This window comes from Alteracholeplasma palmae J233, assembly GCF_000968055.1.
Classification (GTDB): Bacteria; Bacillota_I; Bacilli_A; order Acholeplasmatales; family Acholeplasmataceae; genus Alteracholeplasma; species Alteracholeplasma palmae.
The window spans coordinates 1,223,574-1,245,268 of sequence record NC_022538.1 but is presented as its reverse complement, the minus strand read 5'-3'; the positions used below and the strand labels follow the sequence as shown (position 1 = coordinate 1,245,268).

The following is a 21,695-nucleotide window of genomic DNA, read 5'->3' as shown; positions in this document are numbered from 1 at the left end:
TATTAGGAGATGTTATTATGGAAAAAGTAGTTTCAACAGGATTAAAAATAGATTTACATATTCATTCTTCAAAGTCTAAGTTCAAGGATGGTTCATTAGTAGATAAAAATACTATAGAAAATCTTCCTATTTTAGTTTCTAAACTAAATCAATTTAATGTAAATATGTGTGCTATATCAGATCATGATTCTTTTGACTATAACCTTTACTTGAAACTTAAAAATGAAGAGGGAAAGGGTTCAATAAAAAAAGTGTTTCCAGCTGTAGAATTTACTGTATCTTTCAGTGTGAATCCACTAAAACCAGTACACATTGTATGTGTGTTTAATGATATATATACAGAAAAAATTAAGAATATCGAAGCGATATTGCAGTTTGATGAAAAGTTAAATCGGCCCAAATATGATAATGACGAAAAAAATGCTTTCACCGAAAATAAGTTCATTGAATTGCTTAGTCAACTAGATTTGGATGTAGTATGTATTGCACACCAAAAACAAAGCTTAAGTTCAAAAAGTAAGCCAGAGAAGAATGATGCTAATAGTGTTGGAGAAGAAAGATTTAATGAATTCTTATTTTCTGAATATTTTGAAGCTTTTGAGTTTAAGAATCGTAAAAATCAAGTTTTTAACAATTATATTAAATCAACATTAAATGACGACTTACTTCGCTTTATTACCGGCTCTGATTGTCATGAATGGAATGCATATCCAAAGTATTCAACTAAATCTAAAGACATTGAGTTTAAACACACTGTATTAAAGTGCCTACCAAGCTTTAAAGGCTTAGCACTATCTCTAACGGATGATTCAAGAATTAGTCTTGATGATAATTTCTTTAATCAAGGAAAATATTGTCTAGACTATATAGAAATATCAATTGAAGGAAAAGAGATGAAAATACCTCTTTCAAAAGGAATAAATGTCATCATTGGAGATAATTCAATTGGAAAATCATTGTTATTGCATAAGATGACTGATTATCGGGGGACTAGTATAACACCATTAAATAAAACATTAAAAAGTGGATATGATAATTATTTATCACAACATAAATTTACAATTAACACTTCCATTGATCAAAATAAGATTTTTGCTTTTGACATGCAAGGTGATATTAGACTTAAATTTAATCAAGGTAAGTTGAAAAGCGATGTCTTTTTCAAAGATAAATATCCACCAGATATTGATACTTCAGCAATCAAATCGCTCTTGGTAACTGAATTGGATAAAGTTGTGGATTCATTAAACACTCGTTTTGATTACAATGAAAAATATACTAGTTTTGGTAATTTAACGATGTTAAAAGAAAGAGAAGATGCAACAAGCATTTCTGTTATTGATGCATCAAATCAGGTACATACAAAGGAACAGTCACGAATAACGGCCATTATAACCCAAATTTCAAAGACTAAAGCTGAACTTAACAGTTTAAAAAGTTTGCTAACCACTACCGAACAAACTGAGATTGTTAACTTTGTTACTCATTTAGATAGGTTAAATAAGAAATATGAAAATCTAAGAGTAGATATTATCACTTCAATATCCTTAATCAACTGCATAAATAATGCATTTAACGATTACAAGGTTAATAAAACAGCTATAAAAAATACTGCAGATCAAAATTTGGAAAGTTTTATACAACAAGAGAAACTTTTCACAGAGGCAATTACCGAACTATTGTTTTCAAATAAGGCACTGAAACCTATTGCACCTCATATTGATACAAAAGAAATAAAGGATGAGGGTAGAGACTATTTAAATTTCACTTTTATCAAGAGAACTACTGTTCAGAAGTTTGATGATACTTATCTTGTTAATCTTTTAAATACTCCTTTCAGTAAAACAAAGAAAGCAACATATGATTCAGCAAAAACCAAAACAGAATTAAAAGAGATACTGAAGGACTATGATGAGTCCATGGATGCTATAGATTTCTATCAAATGAAAGTTATAGGACAAATTGATAAAGATTTAGTGCAAAAAGCAATTCCTAACAAATTAGACGAGACTGGTAAATATGTAGAATATTCATCAGGATTGAACGCTCAAATATATTTTGACGTACTTTCATCCGATAGATACAAAGATGGTATTTATCTTATCGACCAACCAGAAGATGATGTATCGCCAAAGTCTATTAAAGGTCATTTATTGAGGAACTTCAAGGATATGGGTCGTAATCGACAAGTTCTTTTAGTAACACATAATCCTCAATTTGTTGTCAATTTAGATGTTGATAATGTAATCGTGTTCACAAGGGACAAAGACAAGATTAATATTGAAAGTGGAGCTCTAGAGTATCAAGACCCTAAAACGAATATTCTGAATCTTGTTGCAACATTACTTGATGGTGGAGTAGAAACCATAAGAAAGAGATGGAAACGATATGAAAAAGATAATTGAATTTAAGGCTACAGATACACAAATTCAACTAGTATGTGAGAGTGTGGAGGTTGTTTCTATTCCCAAAGATAACCTAACTATTGATGGAAAAAAACTATTTGACAGTTTCATATCAAAGTTGGATTTGTCTACTAAAGTTGAGTTTGACTTTATTGATGATGTAACCATTGATGATGCGAATGAGAAAAGAATTGTAACTGATATAAAATCTATTTTTAATAGTATCGCACAAAAAATTAATGATAAATTCAAATTGTTAAATGAGGATGCAGATTAAGTTTTCAGATAATTAACTAGTTGGGTTAATTTATAGAAATCTACAAATATAATTATCTACTAGTTTTGATTAGGCTTTTATAACATAGAGAGGATGAGTAATATGACCGAATTAATTAAATATACATTGATTGAAAATGGATTAGATTTTTTGTTGTCTTCTATAGAAAATTTTCCTTTGGATAAAAGCAATCTAGATGTTGCAAAAAAGAAGCTAAAGTATTCACTGCTACATTTATCAGCATCATTGGAAATTTTCTTTAAAAAAAGACTTGAAAAAGAAAATTGGGTTTATATATTTGATGATATGAATAAGGCAGATAAAAATAAATTTAAAAATAGAGATTTTAGATCTGTTGATTTGGAAACTGCTATCCAAAGGTTAGCTAAGATTTCAGGAGTTCAGAAATCGCAGCAAGAGAAGACCGTATTAAACAATTTCAAAATAAAACGTAATAAGCTAGTTCACTATGATTTTCAAGACACGATTATTGCTTTAGAAAATGATATAGTAAAAGTTGTAAGAATAGTAGTAATATTTATTTCCAATAACCTTTTAGATGCAATTGTAAGTGAAAAAGAAAAAAGTATTTTTATAGAAATTAAAGATAAACTAATAGATTTAGATCAATATACAGAAGAACTATCTAATTTGGCACGGGAGCAAGTAAAAATCGATGATGTAGATGAAGATAGAATTGTAACTTGCCCACATTGCTTTGAAGATTTTTTGTCATTATCACCAAATAAAAAAGGAAATCACTTTTGTTATTACTGTAATTGGTCTCCAGAATATGAAAATGGGTTTAAAGAGGTAGCAGAAGCATTTATCGAAAAAAATATTGGAAGCATTTATCAAATGCAACAAGATGGTGATAATATTCCATTGTATGAGTGTTTTAAATGTGGAACTAAGTCATTAGTCATAAATCAAGAAGTTGCTCATTGCTTTAACTGCGGGGAAGACTTTCAAGAAATTCAATGGTGTTGCAACTGCGGAAGGCCAATCCAGTCGGGACGAGAAGATGATATATTTATGTGTAAAGATTGCATTGAATATAAAATGATTAATGATTGAAAAGATGCTATTTGATGAATTAAATAATCATTGTTTAAGATGATTTAATGAAAGATTAGTATACCATCCATAAATGTGGTAATGTCAAGAATTATGTGTAAATGAAATGTATTAAAGCAATTGATCTTTCTTTAAAGTATTTAATGTTTCAATCTGAGCTTTAATTCTGACCCCCAAAAATACATTTTTGGATAATTGAGCCCACCAAAATTGATGCTTAGATTTAGGATAAACGTTTAATATCACATCTGTAATACCAGTTAATCCGTAGGTAAAAAATAACAATGCTAATTCTAGTCCATGAGTCTTAAAATCAGATAAGAACAGTTCCAAGTTATGATCGGATAGTAGGATATAAGCCGTATGAAAGTATTTTTTATAATCTTCAGACGTGTTATACCTAAAGCAAAACAAAAGTTTCTTTAGTGACATTACAGTATCTCGTCTAACAGGAAAATAAGTAGCATCTAAATAAAATAAAGTCATGATGTTTAGTTAACTTCCTAATATTAGAAGCATGTATATCAGCAATGATGGCAGCTATAATGTTTAATATAGCCTGTTTGGTATAATGGTGAACACACATATTCTCTAGCAGTATAGATATTTTTCAGTAATCACTCCATTAGAGTTAAAGGTAAGCAATCGTTGATTCTAATGCATCTATAAAACAAGGGTTTGACAAGTATTCAAATAACTTTGACTATGATTTTGCTGAAGATAGCAAAAGAGTTATAGCTATTAAAGTAAAAGATATACAAAATGCTAGAATCATTCATAGTTGTGATTTTGCTGTTATAAATGATGCACAAGATGTGAAGCAACAATACATTCATTTTGATAAAAGAAAAAATACATATGAGTGGCAATATCAGCCTCAAGAATTTTATCAAATTAAAGAAAAAATAAAATATATTAAAAACAAAAAACAGTGGCAAAGAGTTAGAGATTTGTATATTAAACTTAAAAATGAAAATACAAACATTTATAAAAAATCTAGATCAATATTTGCTGAAACTGTAGATATTATATATTCTAGATGCTAAGCAAAATTTAGTATTTTGGACTGAAGTATTAAAGTTAACAAAAATTTACAGAATTTTAGATTAATTTTGAGGTAATAGTATAATGAAGCCTAACTTAGAAGAGAATATAATTAAAAAATTTAGAGATTTAGTAAATTCATCAAAGATATTTTATAAATCAGATAAGCATGAGAACAATTGGAATATGATTTGTGCATTTATGGATAGAATTGATGATTCAATAAAAGTATTGAACACTAGGGAGTATCTTACAGATGGTATAGGAGATCCAGTTGATGTTATTTCTTTTATAGTCCAGGTAGACATAGTTGTTGAATCTATATCGAAACTTTTTAAAAAGTTAGGCATAGATAATCCTTTAAAAGATGATTTTAGCATATTTAATAATGTTGGAGATGGAAGAGGAAGTGATGATAAGTTTTTTAAACACATAAGAGCATTGTCTTTTGCACATTCTATAAGCACTGATCATGCAAGTCCATATATTGAAAAACAAGAAACTCAGTATTCTCCATTTATTTTAAATGGATCGGGTATTGATCAGGACAAAGTGATTATTATGGTTTATTCAACGATAAATGAAAAAGACAACATAAGTTTGCGCATTCCTAAAAAACAATTTATTAAGTATGTAGAAAGTAGATACAATTTGATTAGTTGTTTAATTCAATACATAGAAGAGGAAATAAGACTTCATAAAGAAGAACGAATTTCAGATGTGATTGATATATCTAAAGATCCAATTGAAACATTAAATAACATTAAAAATGCAGCAATTAAAAGGTATGATGAAGCATTAATTGATCATATTGATGAAGTTATTTATACACTAGAGTATAAAAGTGGTATTGTTAAAAATCAAGAAGCTGTTAATCAATTAAAACTGTATATTATTCCATACATTAATGAGTTTGTCTCATTATATCAAAAAATGGATGATACAGCTTATGAGCATTCTTTTTATTCAGTTCTAGATTTTAATTGGATAACTGAAAATTCAATGTCAAGCTACATATTATCAAAAATTGGCTCATATCTTAATGAAGAAATGTATGGTCCTAATATTTATAATTTTGATATTAATGGACCATATGATCCAAAAACTCCATCCAATGTTGAATGGGGCTTTCAACAATTGGACAAATTTAAGTTATTATTAGCAGATAAGTATGTAGATATAGACTATAAAATGCCATTTAAAGAAATACAATTATTGGTTACTACTGCACTTTTTATAGATAACCTTGCTAAAGGGAAATTAAAGTCGCAGTAGTGGCTTTTTTTGTTGGTTTGACTTGATATAAAAGTTGATCAGAGTGTTTAATGGACATGACAAAAAAGTCAGAAAGACGGTTTTATAATGAGTATTTGTATTATTATAGAAAAAGGAATTATAGGTGATGAGCATAGTGCATTACCTATTTCTGACGGTAAGTGTTCAAGTGAAGCAAACTATAATGCAGTGATTCCCTACAGAGAATATTTAGCAGGAAAGAATAAACAAAATGTTCTTTTATTAACAACTGATGGAACGTTTAGACTTGTGAAACCTAAAGGTAAATATTTCGTTTTAGAGGAATTGCAGAAATTGGTTAATGGTATGATTGAGTTTTATCCGAGACACATTAATAACAACATAATCATTTGTAATGAAGAAGGTTTGATGAAGAAGATGCCTTATAACAGACTGGATAAGTTGATTTTAGATATTGATTTAGTTGGACCTGTTCTTATTGTTAGTGAAAAGATGAGGTTAACGGTATGTCCGAAATAGAGAATGTAAAACTAGAGTATGAGCGACTAAGGTTGTTTTTTTCATCTCTTGATTCTAGTAAAGCAGAGTTAGTAGATAACTTAATTAATGAAGCAACATTTATAAAAGTACAACCGGACACTTACAACAAAAGATAAGAAAATGCGGTGCAGTTCAGATATCAAGTAGAGGCACTCAAAGGCAAACTGAAGCAGCTAAATACTACACCAAGTTAGTCAACAGTTATGGAACTGTTATTAAAACCCTTAATTCAATAATGGACAAGAACGTAGTTGATGATAACGATGAATTTGATGAATTCACGAAAGTTTAGAATAGTGAATTACTTAATATAGTATTATCAAAAGCTACAAAAAGTAGACATATTAGTTAGTAGAGAACTAGCGATCGTCATAGAAAGATTAATTGATGATCTTAATAATCCAAGATATTTTTTTGATGAAAAAGCGGTCAAAGTAAGAATTGATTTTATTGAGACTTTTTGTAAACACACTAAAAGTCCATTTAATGGGCAACCTTTCATTTTAGAACTCTTTGAAAAAGTAGTCCATCGAGCAGCTTATGGATTTAAGGTGGCTGATACGAATTTAAGAAGATTTAATGAAATATTATTACTTATTGCTGGTATTGACTTAACTGAGTTTTTCTTATCAAAGGGTGCTGTTGATATTGTATGTGCATCCAATACAACAGATCAAACCAATATTTTATTTGAGGAAATCAATAACATGAGGGAATAATTAAAAGCACTATCAAATGAGAAAAGGGGTAAAAAGAATATCTTCATAATCACTCACCAAAGACTAAAAATAAGATAAAGAAACTCTCTGCTCAATCAAAAAATAAAGATGGTTATAACGTTGAAGTTGGTTGTATTGATGAAGTTCATGAAATGGCCAATAGTAAAGTATATGATGCAATCAAACAAAGCCAATCAATAAAAGCAGAACCACTGATATTTATTATTACTACTGAAGGCAATACAGTAGTTGTTTTTTAAATAGTAAAATTTATTATGTTAGAAAGATGATCAAGGGTGAAAAGGGGACTGCCGTTGTTATTACACAGGATTCATTTGATCAAATCTATCGGGATAAAAGAACATGGTAAAAGTCCAATCCTAGTTTATGTACTGATAAGACTTATTCATATTTAGATGATTTAATGAATAAATCATAACAGATCTAGCAACCAGAGCGGGAATGTTAACTAAGGACTTTAATATTAAACAATTATAATAAGGGTCATGGTTATCGTTTGATGATCTAGTAATGATGAAACATATGAACTCAATGATTTAAAGAATAGTTATTCTATTGCTGCTGTACTACTTATTATCAAGAAGGGTAAGAAATTTATAATTCCACATTTCTTTATGCCAAGTGGTGTAATTTAAAAAAGACGAGAGTAAGATAATGTTACTTATGGCATCTGGGTTAAGTGTGGTTAATTACTGTAACAGAAGATAACCAAAATAATTTTACACTGAGTCACTCAGTGGTTTATGCATATGATAAGGACATATAAGACTAGACCACTATGGGTTGAATACGATCCATGAAATAAACATTAGTGGATTAAAGAAATGGAAGAGTTAGGTTTTAATATGGAAAAGGTCCGTCAAGGCATTTATTCATTATCAGAACCAATGAAGCAGTTAGAAGCAAACCTTAAAAACTCTAAAGTAGTCTATAATAATAACGCAATCTTAAAATGAAATCTTGCAAATACTCAGGCAAAGGTTGATGTAAATGGCAATATCCAACCATCCAAACTAGGAAGTAAGTATAAAAGGATTGATGGAAGTGTTGCGCTAATTATTGCTTATGCGGTTCTTAATAGGTATAAACTTGAGTATGAAAACATGATATAATTAACTGAAGGAGTGATAAAATGGAAGAGTTTTTAAGAGAATGGGGTTCTTTGTTACTTTCTAGTTTAATATTCATATGGACAATATTAAGTTTCTTCATACTGTATAAACAAAATAAAAAAATCGCATACCTAAGTAATAAACTAGAAAAAAATAAACATATATCAAACACTCAATTTGATATTGAAATCGCAATTTACAAAGAAATTTCATCGCAATTATTTAAAACCTATTTGGATGTTTACGCTCTTTATCCGCAGGGCATATACAATGAAGATAATGATATTGATAAAAGGATTAACAACAGGAAAGAATTATATAGAAAGGCTGCTAATTCGTTTGGAGTCTACCAGGATTTAATCAGGTCTTACGAACCTTTCATTAATGAAAAAATATTTATTCAATTCACTGATATTGCTAATGAAATGAAAGATCAAATTGTTATGTATCCGGATTATAGAATTAGAGAAGATGCAGAATCATTTATGAGAGATTCTGGTCATAAACTTATTTATTCATTCAAGAAGACCAAGGAAATAAGCAAAAAAAGAGATGATTTAATGAAGAGCATACGAAAGCATCTTGAAGATTTAAAAAGTAAAACGATTTAATGGAGGTCTTTATGGCCATATTTAAAAGAAAGAAAAAACATGGCTAATCTGATTCTTTTAAATTATTAATTAAACTTAATCTAAAGGTATAGATATGTTCTTATTGTAATTTTATATAAAAACAGTATAATTATAGTTAGTGGGAAAATAATTATTTGTGAAAGGAATTACTAAATGCAAATTAATGAACAAACCGCTAAAAGACTTTGGTTTGAAAGATATGGAGATGTATCACAAGTTCAAGATTTAACTGGAAGATGGATTTACTTTGATGACTATAACAATAGAACTCGTCAGAGAAATACAACAAGTGGGACCCATGCAAATTTTGGATGGAATATTCATCATAAACAACCACTAGCAAAGGGTGGAACTAATGATCCACTTAATCTAGAAATTGTTTATATAGGAACTAATGATGAAGCAGAAGATAAAACATCATTCGTAATCAAAGATATCGTATACGAAGTTAGAAGGATTAAAAGACCAGAATACGGTATATACATCAAAGGGACAGACCAAAGAGTTGATTGGCACAGATGATTTAAAAAAGTGAAGCATGTTAGAGAAATCTAATGTGCTTTTTTAGTACTTGAAAGTAGGTGATTAGATTGCAGAAACAATTAAAGGAATCAATATCAAACTATCTTTAGATGGTAAAGACTTAGATAATGAAATCAAAAGAATTAATAAAGATTTAAAAAAACAACAAAAAGACTTACATGCCATTAATAGAAGCCTCAAGCATGGCAGTAAAAATCTTAGATTATGGAAAAAGAAACAAGTCACCTCAATGGAAACTTAAATCTTGCTAAAAAACGCTTAAATATACAAAATAAAATATTACAAAAAGCTAAAGAAGGATTAAAACTAGGTAAAGTTTCTAAAACTGAATTTAGAAAGATGCAGCGTAACATTACATATAATGAGGCAGATCTAAAAGGCTTAACAATAAACTTGATAAAATTACAAAACCTGAAAATACATTAACAAAAAGTCTACTGGTAAATGCTGAAGGATATTATAAAAACGGTGATCAAAAAAAGGAATATATATTATCTATTTTTTATAGATTCTTAAGCCAAATAATATTAGTATTTCAGATGAAGAATTAGATAAGATAATTGAATCAGTGATAAGCATTACCGAGTCAATAAATAATAAATGAAATATGAACAATTCAAGGATCGTAACGAACCCCAATGGTTGGACCAAGTAAAATTGGAAAGTACAATTAAACTACATTAGTATTCATATACTTTTGTTGATTTGCTATAATAATAGAGATTAAGTAGATGAACAACAGCATTTAGAATAAAAGAACATAAAATATTTTTTAAGTTACCTAATAAGACAATGGAGGTTAAAGATACATATGAGAGGAATAATTATAGCTAAACCCAATAAAGATGGAGTACCTGTTATAGCCATTTTTTCTACAGAAGATTTTAACCTATATAGATTAAATTCTATGCTTGATACCGGAGAAATATCAATAGATATAACATATACTAATAATCAACCTATTTCTATACTTGATGAGGGTGAATTTGAAATAGAACATGATTTTCCTAATGTATATAAACATCAGCCTGAGAATATATATTTAAAAGGTAATATTACATATTTAAGAAGTTGGACATTAGAAGACTTTATTAACAGTTATCAAAAGTATTTTACTAAAACAACTTATGTGATACATAATCATGATAGAGTCATCTATCCTAATCAAATTGATTCTGTTAAATCATCACTATTTTTAAATTTTGTTGATAAGTTTTTATTCGATCCACAAAATAATGGATATTTCTCATTTAGTGGATTATTCTATCAAAGATTTAAAATAGCAGGTCTTGATAGATATAGAATATTTAAAGAAGGTCCTAAATTAGTTGTAGTAAGTTTATCTTCTAATTCTTACGAAAACAAAGAAATGGGAATAGTACCTCACTATTATAAATTTATAGCTGAGATACTTAACTAAAAGAAGTTTACTTAGATACTGAAATATGAATATAAAGTTTTGGGTGCAGTAGATATTACGTGATTTCTTAATTGGAGGCAGCAATTATTAGTTAACTGTGCAAATAACTTCTATATTTAGATACTTTATTGAAAGGTGGAAATTTGTATGGCTAAGGATGCAATAATAAAATGCTCACAGTGGAACTTTAATAAAAAAAGGTGTTATTGGTATGATAAGTCAAATTCATGGGGCATATTTTAAAGATGAAAGTGAAAATTCAAAAAAGTTAAAATTAATACTACATGTTTGGCAGGTTTATTAATAATACGTAGCAATGTATGAACTGAGACATATTTATTATTTGTAATAAAGACAAAAAAGATAATTTAATTATTTAAACTAACATCAGTTTGAATAAGTAAAATTAATTAGACTTAAATGTAATTATCCTCAATAATTTACACACTATTGAGGCGCATTATATTTTTTTATCTTATACGCCAGCATCAATTGACTGTTTTAAATATCTAAATATTATGACTATTATTTTGAGTCATTTATAACTTGATATTGATACTTATAGATTCTTAAACAGTTATTCAGTTTTTTATAGATTTTGTATATTCCTTAAATTATGATAGAATAATTGATAATGGTTATAAATTTTTTAAGAATAATTTAAAATAAAGAGGAAATATGGGATGAAAAAAATAAGATTATTATGTTTATCAATGTTATCAATAGTTTTGGTTAGTTGTGGCTCACCTAGGTATGAAGTGATATTTAAAGATGGAGAAAATACTGTTAAAACCCAATTAGTCATAGAAGGTGAATCTGCACTTCCCCCTGAGATGTCTGATAAAGATGGACATGACTTTATAGGATGGGATAAAAAGTATAGTGAAATAAAAGGTGATTTAGTAGTCAATGCAGTATATGAAGTAAGAAAATATACAGTAATATTTAAAGATTACAATGGTAATGAATTAAACAAGGAACTAGTAGAATATACTAAATCTGCAAACGCTCCTGCCGACCCTCATAGGGAGGGGTATGATTTTATAAGATGGGATAGAGATTATAGTCAAATCAAAAGTGATTTAGTAGTCAATGCAGTATATGAAGTAAGAAAATATACAGTAATATTTAAAGATTACAATGGTAATGAATTAAACAAGGAACTAGTAGAATATACTAAATCTGCAAACGCTCCTACCGACCCTCATAGGGAGGGGTATGATTTTATAGGATGGGATAGAGATTATAGTCAAATCAAAAGTGATTTAGTAGTTAATGCTGTTTATAAGAAAAAAGAATATACTATTGTATTTATAGATTATGATGGCAGTGTTTTATCTGAACACAAGAAATATTATGATGAAAATATTGAATATATTGATTCTCCTTATAGACTCGGATATAAGTTTATTGAATGGAATGAAAAATCTGATGATGGCAAAGTAATTATATTAGAAGCGATATATGAAATGGAATTTTTTAATCTACCTACTATTTCGGTTACTCTAGATGGTGTAGATTTGGAGGATGTAAATAGAGACAATTATGTAAATTCAAAAATTTCAATATTAAACACTACTGATGAAAATCAATTGTCTGAAGTTGATGCTGAATTTAAAGGAAGAGGAAATGGTAGTTGGACCTATGATAAAAAAGGATATCGTATAAAATTTAATAAAAAACAATCACTATTTGGTGAAAAAAAATCAAAGCATTGGGTTTTGGTGGCAAATGGGCACGATAATAGTCTTATGAGAAACAATACTGCCTATACCATCGTTAATAATGTCTTAGATGGCATAGAGTATACTACGTCTGTTCATATTATAGAATTGTACGTCAATGGTAAGTATCATGGCGTTTATTCTCTATTTGAACATATAAGAGTAGATAAAAATAGAGTTAATATAGATGAAGACTATGGTATTTTAGATACTGGGTATCTTGTTGAATACGATGCATATGCTACTGGAATAGAAGGCATAGATTATTTTTCTATAGAAGGATTAAAATATCCGTTCACAGTAAAGTCGCCAGATCCTGATGACTACAATAAAGAAGGTATTACAGAAGAAGCTTATAGAAATCAAATTTCTTATATACAAAACTATATTCAAGAATTTATTGATGCAATACGCTCAGGCGATTATGAAAAAGTTAACGAGCTTTCTGATATTGATTCTATTGTAGATGCATATTTAATACACGAATTGTTCAAAAATACAGATACTGGGTTTAGTTCATTTTATATGTATAAGAAAAAAGGTGGAAAATTATTCTTTGGTCCAATTTGGGATTTTGATTTAAGTTCAGGTATTTCTAGAGGAGATTCAACATCTGAAGGCCTTTACATAATCGATAAGGTTATGCAAGAATCTGAACATACCTCTAGTGATATATATATTGAATTAATGAAACAAGAGGTATTTCTACAAAATGTAAAGGATAGATTTAAAGAAATAACGTCTAAAACTATCGATGAAATAAATGCTCTTTTTACTACTATTACCCAATATAGTGATTCATATCAAAGAGATTATCAAAGATGGAATCATAGTACAAACTGGAATGAAGAACAATTTGCTTTAAAAACTTGGCTTTTAAATAGGATTGAATGGATGAGTAATTGGGCTAATAATTAGTTATATTCCCAGTTCTTTAATAGATTCATATAACTTCATAAAGGCAGCAATATTAGCGCCTTTTACTAAGTTATATGGATCTTTTATATTGCAGTAGTATAAATGTTATTAAAGATATTTTCCATAATTTCTTTTAATTTATTATCAACTGTTTCAAATGTCCAAAGGCTATTACTAGCATTTTGTGCCATTTCTAAACCTGATACTGATACGCCACCAGCATTAGCAGCTTTACCTGGAATATAAACTAATTTGTTTCAATAAAGAAATCAGCGGCTTCATTAGTAGAAGGCATATTAGTACCTTCAGCAATCATCATTATTTTATTTTCATAAAGCTTTTTAGCATCATCTAAGTCAATTTCATTTTGAGTTGCAAATGATAAGACTACATTTATTTCGATTCATAAGATATATTTAGGGTTGTTAAATAAGTAATATCTAGCTATATTAATTATTTAATAATCCTTATTTTTATATTAAAAGATCAAAATGTATCTTTGAAGTCTATAAATTCTAAAAAATACTATTCTAATGTAAATTTTGTGTTATAATATATTTGTTCGTATAACAAACAAGAGGGATAACTATGGATAAAAATCATTTATTTTTTAAGCCAACACCATTGTATAAAGAATACATGATTCTTGATACATTACAAAAAACTCCAGATATAACGCAAAGAGAATTAAGTCATATATTAAATGTGGCTGTTTCAATGATTAATAAGTACTTAGAGTCTTATGAAGTTAAAGGATATATTAAAAAAGAATATAAGTCTTCTAAAACTATTTTATATCATATTACTCCTGAAGGTATTGAAAGAAAGAAACTACTTAATATTAGATATTTAAAGGCATCACAAATTATTTATAATCAAGCGAATGTAGAAGTAACCTCTTTTTTAAATCAACTTGTTAATAATGGATATAAAGATGTTTTACTCTATGGTTCAGGAGATGTTGCAGAAATCATCTTAAACACTTTAAAATTAGATTTAAGTATTAATATTAAAGTATTAGGGATTATAGATGATAATAAAGATAGACAAGGATCTAAATTATTAGAAGTTCCTATTATAGATATTAGCCAAATAGTTAATTACCCAAATGATGGTATTATAGTTGCTACATATACCCATCATAAAGTAATTAGCCAAAATCTTATTAAACAAGGTTTTGATAAGAATAAAATTATCAATTTTTTTAATTAAGGAGCATAACAATATATGTATAAGTATTTATTAAAACCTATTATGGATTTTATCTTAAGCTTACTCGCAATCATTATCTTCTCACCATTATTATTAATAGTTGCACTATTAGTTAAATTAACTTCAAAAGGACCTATACTATTTAAACAAAAAAGGGTAGGTAAAAATAAAAAGTTATTTAATATCTATAAATTTAGGACGATGAGAATTGATACACCAAAGGATGCACCTACACATACTTTAGAAAATCCAGATAAGTATATTACAAAAGTTGGTAAATTCTTAAGAAAGACAAGTTTAGATGAATTACCTCAATTATTTAATATCTTATTCGGTAAGATGAGTATAGTTGGTCCAAGACCTGCATTATGGAATCAAGATGACTTAATTGCAGAAAGAGATAAATATCAAGCTAATGATGTAAAACCAGGATTAACTGGTTTAGCACAAGTCTCAGGAAGAGATGAGTTAGAAATACCAGTTAAAGCTAAAATAGATGGAGAATATGTTAAAAAGATTACACTTCTAAAAGATTTTAAACTTATCTTTAAAACAGCATTTAAAGTTTTAAAATCAGATGGGGTTAAGGAAGGTAAAGATGAAAAGAATACTAATAACAGGGGCTAATAGCTACATAGGAACTAATGTAGAAAAATGGCTTTTAAAAGAACCTAATAAATATCAAGTAGAAACATTAGATATGAAAAATGAAACTTGGAAAGAATTTGATTTTAGTAAGTTTGATGTAGTGTTTCATGTTGCTGGGATTGCTCATGTTTCTAAAGATAAAAAACTAGATGATCTATATTATAAAGTAAATAGAGATTTAGCAATTGAAACTGCAAAAAAAGCAAAACTATCAAATGTAAAACAATTTATATTTATGAGTAGTATGATTATTTATGGTAAAGATAATAAAATTGGTAATTATAAACCAATAGATGTTACAAAATATAGTCCAATAAATGCTTATGGTAAATCTAAGCTAGAAGCTGATTTAGGTATACAAGAACTTCAAGATGAAACATTTAAAACAGTAATTATTAGAACTCCAATTGTTTATGGTCCAGGCTGTAAAGGAAATTTCCCAAGACTCATTAAATTAGCTTTAAAACTTCCTATTTTACCAAAGATCAAAAATGAGAGAAGTATGATCTATATAGATAACCTTAGCGAGTTTATCAAAGTTAATATAGATCAAGAAACAAATGGTGTATTTTATCCACAAAATGAAGCATATCTTTCAACATATGAAATAATGAAAGAAGCAAGACTTATTTCAGGTAAAAAAGTAAGAAGTACTAGATTATTTAATTGGATTATTAAGTTAATGGCTATCTTTATTCCTACAATTAATAAGGTGTATGGTAATAAAATGTATCTTAAAACAGATATAGTAAAAGCCGAAACAAAATTTGTAGATACAATCAAACTTGTGTATGAGAGTGCGATAGGTGAGGTTAATGAATGAAAAATAAAGTTCTTTTTTTATATAATCATGATGTTGTTGCCTATAATTTCACTTTTGAAATAGTAAAAGCCTTTTTATCAAATGGAGTAGAAGTGGTTATAGTTTCTCCATATGGAAAGAAAATAGATCATTTTATTGATGCAGGTTGTAAGTATATAGAACTAGATATTGAGCGAAGAAATACCAATATTTTTAAAGATTTAAAACTAATAAGAGAGTATAAAAAAATTTTTAAAAAAGAAAAGCCTGATTGCATTTTTGGTTTTACAATTAAGCCTAATATTTATGGTGCAATAGCTGCTAAAAAATACAAGATACCCTTTATTCCTAGAATATCAGGATTAGGAAGTTCATTTCAAAATACAAAAAAACTTAAATTTAAACTAATAAAGAATCTCTATAAATTTGCAAATAAATCTTATAGAAGAGTCTATTTTGAAAATAAAGATAATGCCAGTGTTTTTTTGTCTAATGTTTGTAAACTTAAGGATTATAAGGTTATTTCTGGATCCGGTGTTAATATAGATAAATTTTCATATGTAGAGTATCCTCAAAAAGAAAAAACTAAGTTTTTATTTTTAGGAAGAATAATGAGAGAAAAAGGAATTGAAGAGTATTTAACATCAGCAGAGTATTTAAAAAATAAGTATGGAAATACTGTTTCTTTTAGTATTGCAGGTTTCTATGAAGAAAATTATAGGGATAAAATATTAGAGTATCAAGAAAAAGGTTATATAAAATATCTAGGTGTTTTAGAGAATTCTATAGATGTAATAAGTGAATCTCATTGCTTGATATTACCGTCATATCATGAGGGAATGTCAAATGTTATGCTAGAAGCACAGGCCATTGGTAGGCCAGTAATTGGAACAGATATCCCAGGCGTTAGAGAAACTTTCTTAAATAAAATTTCAGGATACACTTGTACCTTGAGGGATTCAAAAGATTTAATTGAAAAAATTGAAGTTTTAATTAATATGGATTTTAATAGTGCTTCAAATATGGGTAAGCTTGGTAGAAAACATGTTGAATCTAATTTTGATAGAGCAAAAATAGTTGAAGAATATTTAAAAATCTATGAGGAAATTAAAGATGAAAATACTATATATAATAAATAACTTGAGTAGTGGTGGAGCAGAAAAGTTAGTATATCAAATGTCAAATTACATATCAAAAGCTAATGATGTATCTATTCTATTATTGGAAAATAAGGATTCAATTTATTTAAATAAGATAAGCAACAAGGTAAAAGTATATGTATCTCCTGTGAAAGGCATTAGAAATTTCAGACAAGCTAAATATATCAATAAATTTATCAAAGATAATCAGTTCAAAATAGTTCATGTAAATCTTTTTCCAGCAATGTACTTTTCAGTTTTTAAAAAATCAAAAACAGCAAAATATATATTTACTGAACATAACACACATAATAAGAGGAGAAAATGGTATTTCAAGTTTATTGAAAATATTATTTACAGTAAATATGATGCTATAGTTGCAATTAGTGAAGGTGTTAAGAACGACTTGAAAAAATGGCTGAATAAAAAAAATTTTAAAAAAGTTAACCTTATTAACAATGGCATAGATATTGAAAAATTTGATAGTGCAATAGCCTATCAAAAGAATGAAATAATACCTAATTTTGAAAAAGATGATAAAATCCTACTTATGGTTGGAAGATTTACAGCACAAAAGGATCAAGACACTATTATAAAAGCACTAACTATTTTACCTAAGAAATTCAAGCTGGTACTTGTTGGAGATGGTGAAAGAGTTAAAACTTGTCATGATTTAGCAAGTGAATTAAAATTAGATAATAGAGTTAAGTTCTTAGGAATTAGAAATGATATTGAACGAATAACAAAAACTGCAGACTTGTGTATTGTTTCTTCAAATTGGGAAGGCTTTGGATTAGTTGCTGTTGAAGCAATGGCTGCTGAAAAACCCGTAATTGCTAGTGATGTTGAAGGATTAAATGGTGTTGTATCTAACTATGGAGTTCTTTTCGAACCCAAAAATTATGTGATTCTAGCGGATGAAATAACTAAGATTTTAACCGATAAAAATCTATATGTAGAATATACAATAAAATCTAAAGAAAGAGCTAAGTTCTATTCTATTGAAAAAATGTGTAATCAATATTTAGAATTATACGAAAGAGAGTTGTTTAAAAAATGAATGAAATTTTATTGTCAATAGTTACAGCGACGTTTAATAGAGAAAAGTTAATTTTGAGAACATATGAAAGTTTAATTAAGCAAACAAATAAGAATTTTGAATGGATAATAGTTGATGATGGAAGTACTGATGATACAGAAAAAAAAGTGTTAGAATGGATTGAAAGTAAAATAATAAGTATCAAGTATATTAAAAAAGAAAATAGTGGAAAGCATAAGTCACTTAATCGAGCAATCCCACTTGCATCTGGTCAGTTAACATTGATTTTGGATAGTGATGATCTCCTAGAACAAAATGCAGTTGAGCGGATTAGTTTTTTCTATGATAAGTATTATGATTACCCAAATTTGGGTGGATTTACTTTTCTAAAAGGAGACTTATCAAGAAAAGTAATAGGCAATAGCTATAAAGAAAACGAAAAAGTAAGAAATATCTTTGAGGTTTTAAACCAGAAGATTAAAGGAGATAAAATTGAAGTAATATATACTTCAATAATGAAAGAATATTCTTTTCCAGAGATTGAAAATGAAAAATTTATTGGTGAAAGTATTATATGGATACCAATTGGGATGAAATATAAAATTGTTTATATAAATGAAATTTTATATTTGTGTGAATACCAAAGTCAAGGACTAACAAATTTAGGAAGAAAACTTAGAATAAATAATCCTATAGGTGGCATGCTACATGCAGAAAAGTATTTTAATAAACAATTTAAATTAAAATTGAGAATCAAGAATTATTTACTTTATAATACATACTTATTGTTTAGCAAGAAAAAAAAGTTAGACTACAAAAAATATACAAGATCGAAATTTAATATTCTGCAAATTATAACCATAATCCCTAGTGTTGTATTATACCTATTTTGGCTAAAATATGACAAGGAAGTTATACAATGATGGGAATAACGATATATGTCTCAATATCAATCTTAATTTTTTTAGCATACTTTATTTCAAATGAAGATAAGAATAATATCAAAAAATATTTAATTGTTATGGCTGTTTTATTTGTTTTCACAGCGTTTAGGAGTATTGAAATTGGGGGTACTGATGCTCAAGAATATATTTCTTTTTTCAAATCTGTTCCAAATATTTTTGGGGTTTTCACAGCAAATTATAAGTATGAATTTGGATATGGGGTGCTAAATAGTCTAATTAAGACTTTTACTGATGATTATAGGGTATTCCAGGTGTTCTATACGTCTATTTCTTTCTTTTTGTTAAATTTAGTTTTGAAAAAAACTAGTTTGAACTATAAAAACAGAATATTATTTTTATTTCTGTATTTTTCCTATACATTTCTCTGGAATAATTTTATACTTTTGAGACAAAATATTGCACTATTAATAGTTTGGTACGCCCTATTACGTGATGATAAAAGTATAATCACTAGTATTTTGCTTTTTTTACTTGCATTTTTATTTCATAGTAGTGCACTCATAGTTTTTCTAATTTATATGATGTATTTGTGCCTTAGAAGAATTAAAAACAATTCTAGGCTATTTGTTTTTTCAATAATATTTAGTTTAATAATGATATTTTTCTCCCAATATTTTTTGTATCGAATAGTATCATTTATAGATGTTATGATCGATACAGATTATGCTAGGTATTTGATTACTGCAGAAAAAAACAATGTATTTAATTTTATTTTTAGAATTGTAACATATGTAATTGTATATGTATATTATAGTTCAATTAACTACGGTAAAAAGAATAATGTATTTATTTTTATGTCTATAACCGTTATGCTTAGTTCTTTGCCGTTTGGTATAATTAATAGAATATCTGAATATTTTCTAATAGGAATATATTTAGGTATTGTACAGTTTATCAAATCAGTGAAAGAAAGAGAAAGAATTGGTGTTTTAGTACCTGTATATTTACTTATGACTGTAATTCTCATTAGATTTTTAATTGTTTTTAGTGAGGGTCAGTTACAACAGTATAGATTATTTTTTTAAATCACACACAAAAGAGATGCTGAAAGTTTTTATATTATAAGCCATAATGAACAGATAGTATGAGAAGTTTTCCATACTCAAGTTATAAACATAACGATGTAGGAAGTAAAATGGAGATTATTATCTATATTTCCCAATGGCTATTTGTAGAAAAATTAAAAGATTTAAGGAATTTTAAAGCTAGTGAATTATATTTGTAAAAAAAGAAGGGCTAATGTTTATGAAAAAAATTTCAATTGTTATACCAGTTTACAATGTAGAGAAATACATCTATAAGTGTTTAAATTCAGTTGTACAACAAACTTACAGTAATTTAGAAATAATTATAGTTAACGATGGAACCAAAGATGATTCCATGACAGTTGTTGAAAAATTTTCAAAAACTGATTCGAGAATAAAAATTCTTAATCAAGAGAATAATGGTTTAAGTGCTGCAAGAAATAAAGGACTGGAACTTGCAACAGGAGAATATGTATATTTTTTAGATTCAGATGATTACTTAGAGAAGGAAGCTATTAGCAAGATGGTTTTCAAGATGGATGAATATGGATCACAAATTGTTATGTTTAATTCATATATTGATTATGAATCATATAAAGAAAAGTATATTGAGTTCAATAAAATTATAACTTTAAGTGGGGAGGATTTTCTTCAAACTGTTATAAGAAAAAGAATATATAAACCTACAGTTTGGAGTTACTTCTATGAAACAGCTTATTTAAAAACTAATGAATATCAATTCCAAAATGGATTAATACATGAAGATGAAGAATGGTCTATAAAAGTAATACTTGGCGCAAATAAAGTTACTTTTTTTCCTGAAATTTTACATAATTACTTAAAAAGAATGAACTCTATCACATCAAATAAAAAACGAAGTAAAAAATCGATTACTGACATGTTGTTTATATTAAAATTAAATGAAGAAAGAGTAAACTATCATGTAAAAATTAAAAAGACATGCCAAGATCTTTTTACACGACAATATATAGATTTATTTTTTCAGTATTCAAACAATAAAAAAGAATATATAAGTTTAATTAAGAAATACGAAATAAATAAAAAAATAAAAAGTTTTAGATCAATAATAAAATATTATAAATATAAATTTTTCTATAGAAGGCTTAAATAAATGATTAGAAATAAATGCTATTTTAGAAATTATAATATAGGAGA

General features: G+C 27.5%; 24 protein-coding genes. 21 read left to right on the top strand and 3 right to left on the bottom strand.

The features are described 5' to 3' along the window. Positions 1-17: 17 nt before the first annotated feature. From BN854_RS05745 to BN854_RS05735, 3 genes are all read left to right on the top strand, one after another. Positions 18-2,405 carry a PHP domain-containing protein gene (locus BN854_RS05745; RefSeq protein ID WP_030003597.1) on the top strand — a complete coding sequence of 796 codons (2,388 nt, stop codon included), beginning with the start codon at positions 18-20 and terminating at the stop codon, positions 2,403-2,405. Then, a complete protein-coding gene (locus BN854_RS05740) occupies positions 2,389-2,682 on the top strand; it encodes a hypothetical protein (RefSeq protein WP_045959824.1) in 294 nt (97 codons plus the stop codon). The genes BN854_RS05745 and BN854_RS05740 overlap by 17 nt, the downstream gene beginning before the upstream one ends. 102 nt (positions 2,683-2,784) lie before the next feature. After that, positions 2,785-3,759 carry a hypothetical protein gene (locus BN854_RS05735; protein WP_030003595.1) on the top strand — a complete coding sequence of 325 codons (975 nt, stop codon included), beginning with the start codon at positions 2,785-2,787 and terminating at the stop codon, positions 3,757-3,759. Positions 3,760-3,870: 111 nt separating this feature from the next. On the opposite strand, the gene BN854_RS05730 is transcribed toward BN854_RS05735, so the two are convergent. Next, a complete protein-coding gene (locus tag BN854_RS05730) occupies positions 3,871-4,245 on the bottom strand; it encodes a hypothetical protein (RefSeq protein ID WP_045959822.1) in 375 nt (124 codons plus the stop codon). Between the two features lie 329 nt (positions 4,246-4,574). On the opposite strand from BN854_RS05730, the gene BN854_RS05725 reads away from it, so the two are divergent. From BN854_RS05725 to BN854_RS05690, 10 genes are all read left to right on the top strand, one after another. Further along, on the top strand, positions 4,575-4,805 hold the full coding sequence (locus BN854_RS05725) for a hypothetical protein (protein WP_030003593.1): 231 nt from the start codon (positions 4,575-4,577) through the stop codon (positions 4,803-4,805). Positions 4,806-4,887: 82 nt separating this feature from the next. After that, complete coding sequence (locus BN854_RS05720; RefSeq protein ID WP_030003592.1) at positions 4,888-6,078, top strand: hypothetical protein; 1,191 nt, start codon at positions 4,888-4,890, stop codon at positions 6,076-6,078. 87 nt (positions 6,079-6,165) lie between these two features. Beyond that, positions 6,166-6,579 (top strand): DUF3846 domain-containing protein, encoded by a 414-nt coding sequence (locus tag BN854_RS05715; RefSeq protein WP_030003591.1) that lies wholly within the window; start codon positions 6,166-6,168, stop codon positions 6,577-6,579. Between the two features lie 572 nt (positions 6,580-7,151). Next, positions 7,152-7,319 (top strand): hypothetical protein, encoded by a 168-nt coding sequence (locus BN854_RS07880; RefSeq protein ID WP_157868351.1) that lies wholly within the window; start codon positions 7,152-7,154, stop codon positions 7,317-7,319. Positions 7,320-7,393: 74 nt separating this feature from the next. After that, on the top strand, positions 7,394-7,579 hold the full coding sequence (locus BN854_RS07875) for a terminase large subunit domain-containing protein (RefSeq protein WP_157868362.1): 186 nt from the start codon (positions 7,394-7,396) through the stop codon (positions 7,577-7,579). Positions 7,580-8,472: 893 nt separating this feature from the next. After that, positions 8,473-9,063 carry a hypothetical protein gene (locus tag BN854_RS05710; protein ID WP_030003590.1) on the top strand — a complete coding sequence of 197 codons (591 nt, stop codon included), beginning with the start codon at positions 8,473-8,475 and terminating at the stop codon, positions 9,061-9,063. Between the two features lie 174 nt (positions 9,064-9,237). Beyond that, the gene (locus BN854_RS05705; protein ID WP_030003589.1) at positions 9,238-9,606 is read left to right on the top strand and encodes an HNH endonuclease signature motif containing protein; all 369 of its coding nucleotides are present in this window, start codon (positions 9,238-9,240) and stop codon (positions 9,604-9,606) included. 225 nt (positions 9,607-9,831) lie between these two features. Continuing rightward, positions 9,832-10,053 (top strand): hypothetical protein, encoded by a 222-nt coding sequence (locus BN854_RS05700; protein WP_030003588.1) that lies wholly within the window; start codon positions 9,832-9,834, stop codon positions 10,051-10,053. Positions 10,054-10,438: 385 nt separating this feature from the next. Then, positions 10,439-11,047, top strand: coding sequence for a hypothetical protein (locus BN854_RS05695; protein WP_030003587.1), 609 nt, complete (start codon positions 10,439-10,441; stop codon positions 11,045-11,047). Positions 11,048-11,730: 683 nt separating this feature from the next. Continuing rightward, positions 11,731-13,689, top strand: coding sequence for a CotH kinase family protein (locus BN854_RS05690; protein WP_030003586.1), 1,959 nt, complete (start codon positions 11,731-11,733; stop codon positions 13,687-13,689). An 83-nt stretch (positions 13,690-13,772) separates the two neighbouring features. Here the strand turns inward: BN854_RS05690 and BN854_RS08125 are convergent, their stop codons facing one another. Both BN854_RS08125 and BN854_RS08120 read right to left on the bottom strand, forming a co-directional pair. Continuing rightward, positions 13,773-13,931 carry a hypothetical protein gene (locus tag BN854_RS08125; RefSeq protein WP_084600861.1) on the bottom strand — a complete coding sequence of 53 codons (159 nt, stop codon included), beginning with the start codon at positions 13,929-13,931 and terminating at the stop codon, positions 13,773-13,775. A gap of 5 nt (positions 13,932-13,936) precedes the next feature. Beyond that, on the bottom strand, positions 13,937-14,086 hold the full coding sequence (locus tag BN854_RS08120; protein WP_407921731.1) for a hypothetical protein: 150 nt from the start codon (positions 14,084-14,086) through the stop codon (positions 13,937-13,939). 191 nt (positions 14,087-14,277) lie between these two features. On the opposite strand from BN854_RS08120, the gene BN854_RS05685 reads away from it, so the two are divergent. From BN854_RS05685 to BN854_RS05650, 8 genes are all read left to right on the top strand, one after another. Continuing rightward, positions 14,278-14,901 carry a winged helix-turn-helix transcriptional regulator gene (locus BN854_RS05685; protein WP_030003585.1) on the top strand — a complete coding sequence of 208 codons (624 nt, stop codon included), beginning with the start codon at positions 14,278-14,280 and terminating at the stop codon, positions 14,899-14,901. Positions 14,902-14,916: 15 nt separating this feature from the next. Further along, positions 14,917-15,528 (top strand): sugar transferase, encoded by a 612-nt coding sequence (locus BN854_RS05680; protein WP_030003584.1) that lies wholly within the window; start codon positions 14,917-14,919, stop codon positions 15,526-15,528. After that, positions 15,500-16,372: an NAD-dependent epimerase/dehydratase family protein gene (locus BN854_RS05675; protein WP_030003583.1), complete on the top strand. Its 873-nt coding sequence runs from the start codon at positions 15,500-15,502 to the stop codon at positions 16,370-16,372. Before BN854_RS05680 ends, BN854_RS05675 begins: the two co-directional genes overlap by 29 nt. Beyond that, entirely contained in the window at positions 16,369-17,490 is a 1,122-nt protein-coding gene (locus tag BN854_RS05670) for a glycosyltransferase family 4 protein (protein WP_030003582.1), read from the top strand. Before BN854_RS05675 ends, BN854_RS05670 begins: the two co-directional genes overlap by 4 nt. Next, the gene (locus BN854_RS05665) at positions 17,465-18,550 is read left to right on the top strand and encodes a glycosyltransferase family 4 protein (RefSeq protein ID WP_045959820.1); all 1,086 of its coding nucleotides are present in this window, start codon (positions 17,465-17,467) and stop codon (positions 18,548-18,550) included. The genes BN854_RS05670 and BN854_RS05665 overlap by 26 nt, the downstream gene beginning before the upstream one ends. Then, positions 18,547-19,452 carry a glycosyltransferase family A protein gene (locus tag BN854_RS05660; protein ID WP_030003580.1) on the top strand — a complete coding sequence of 302 codons (906 nt, stop codon included), beginning with the start codon at positions 18,547-18,549 and terminating at the stop codon, positions 19,450-19,452. Before BN854_RS05665 ends, BN854_RS05660 begins: the two co-directional genes overlap by 4 nt. Further along, positions 19,449-20,519, top strand: a complete 1,071-nt coding sequence (locus tag BN854_RS05655) for an EpsG family protein (RefSeq protein ID WP_045959818.1) — start codon at positions 19,449-19,451, stop codon at positions 20,517-20,519. Before BN854_RS05660 ends, BN854_RS05655 begins: the two co-directional genes overlap by 4 nt. Before the next feature lie 220 nt (positions 20,520-20,739). Further along, positions 20,740-21,651 (top strand): glycosyltransferase family 2 protein, encoded by a 912-nt coding sequence (locus BN854_RS05650; RefSeq protein ID WP_030003578.1) that lies wholly within the window; start codon positions 20,740-20,742, stop codon positions 21,649-21,651. Positions 21,652-21,695 lie beyond the last annotated feature (44 nt).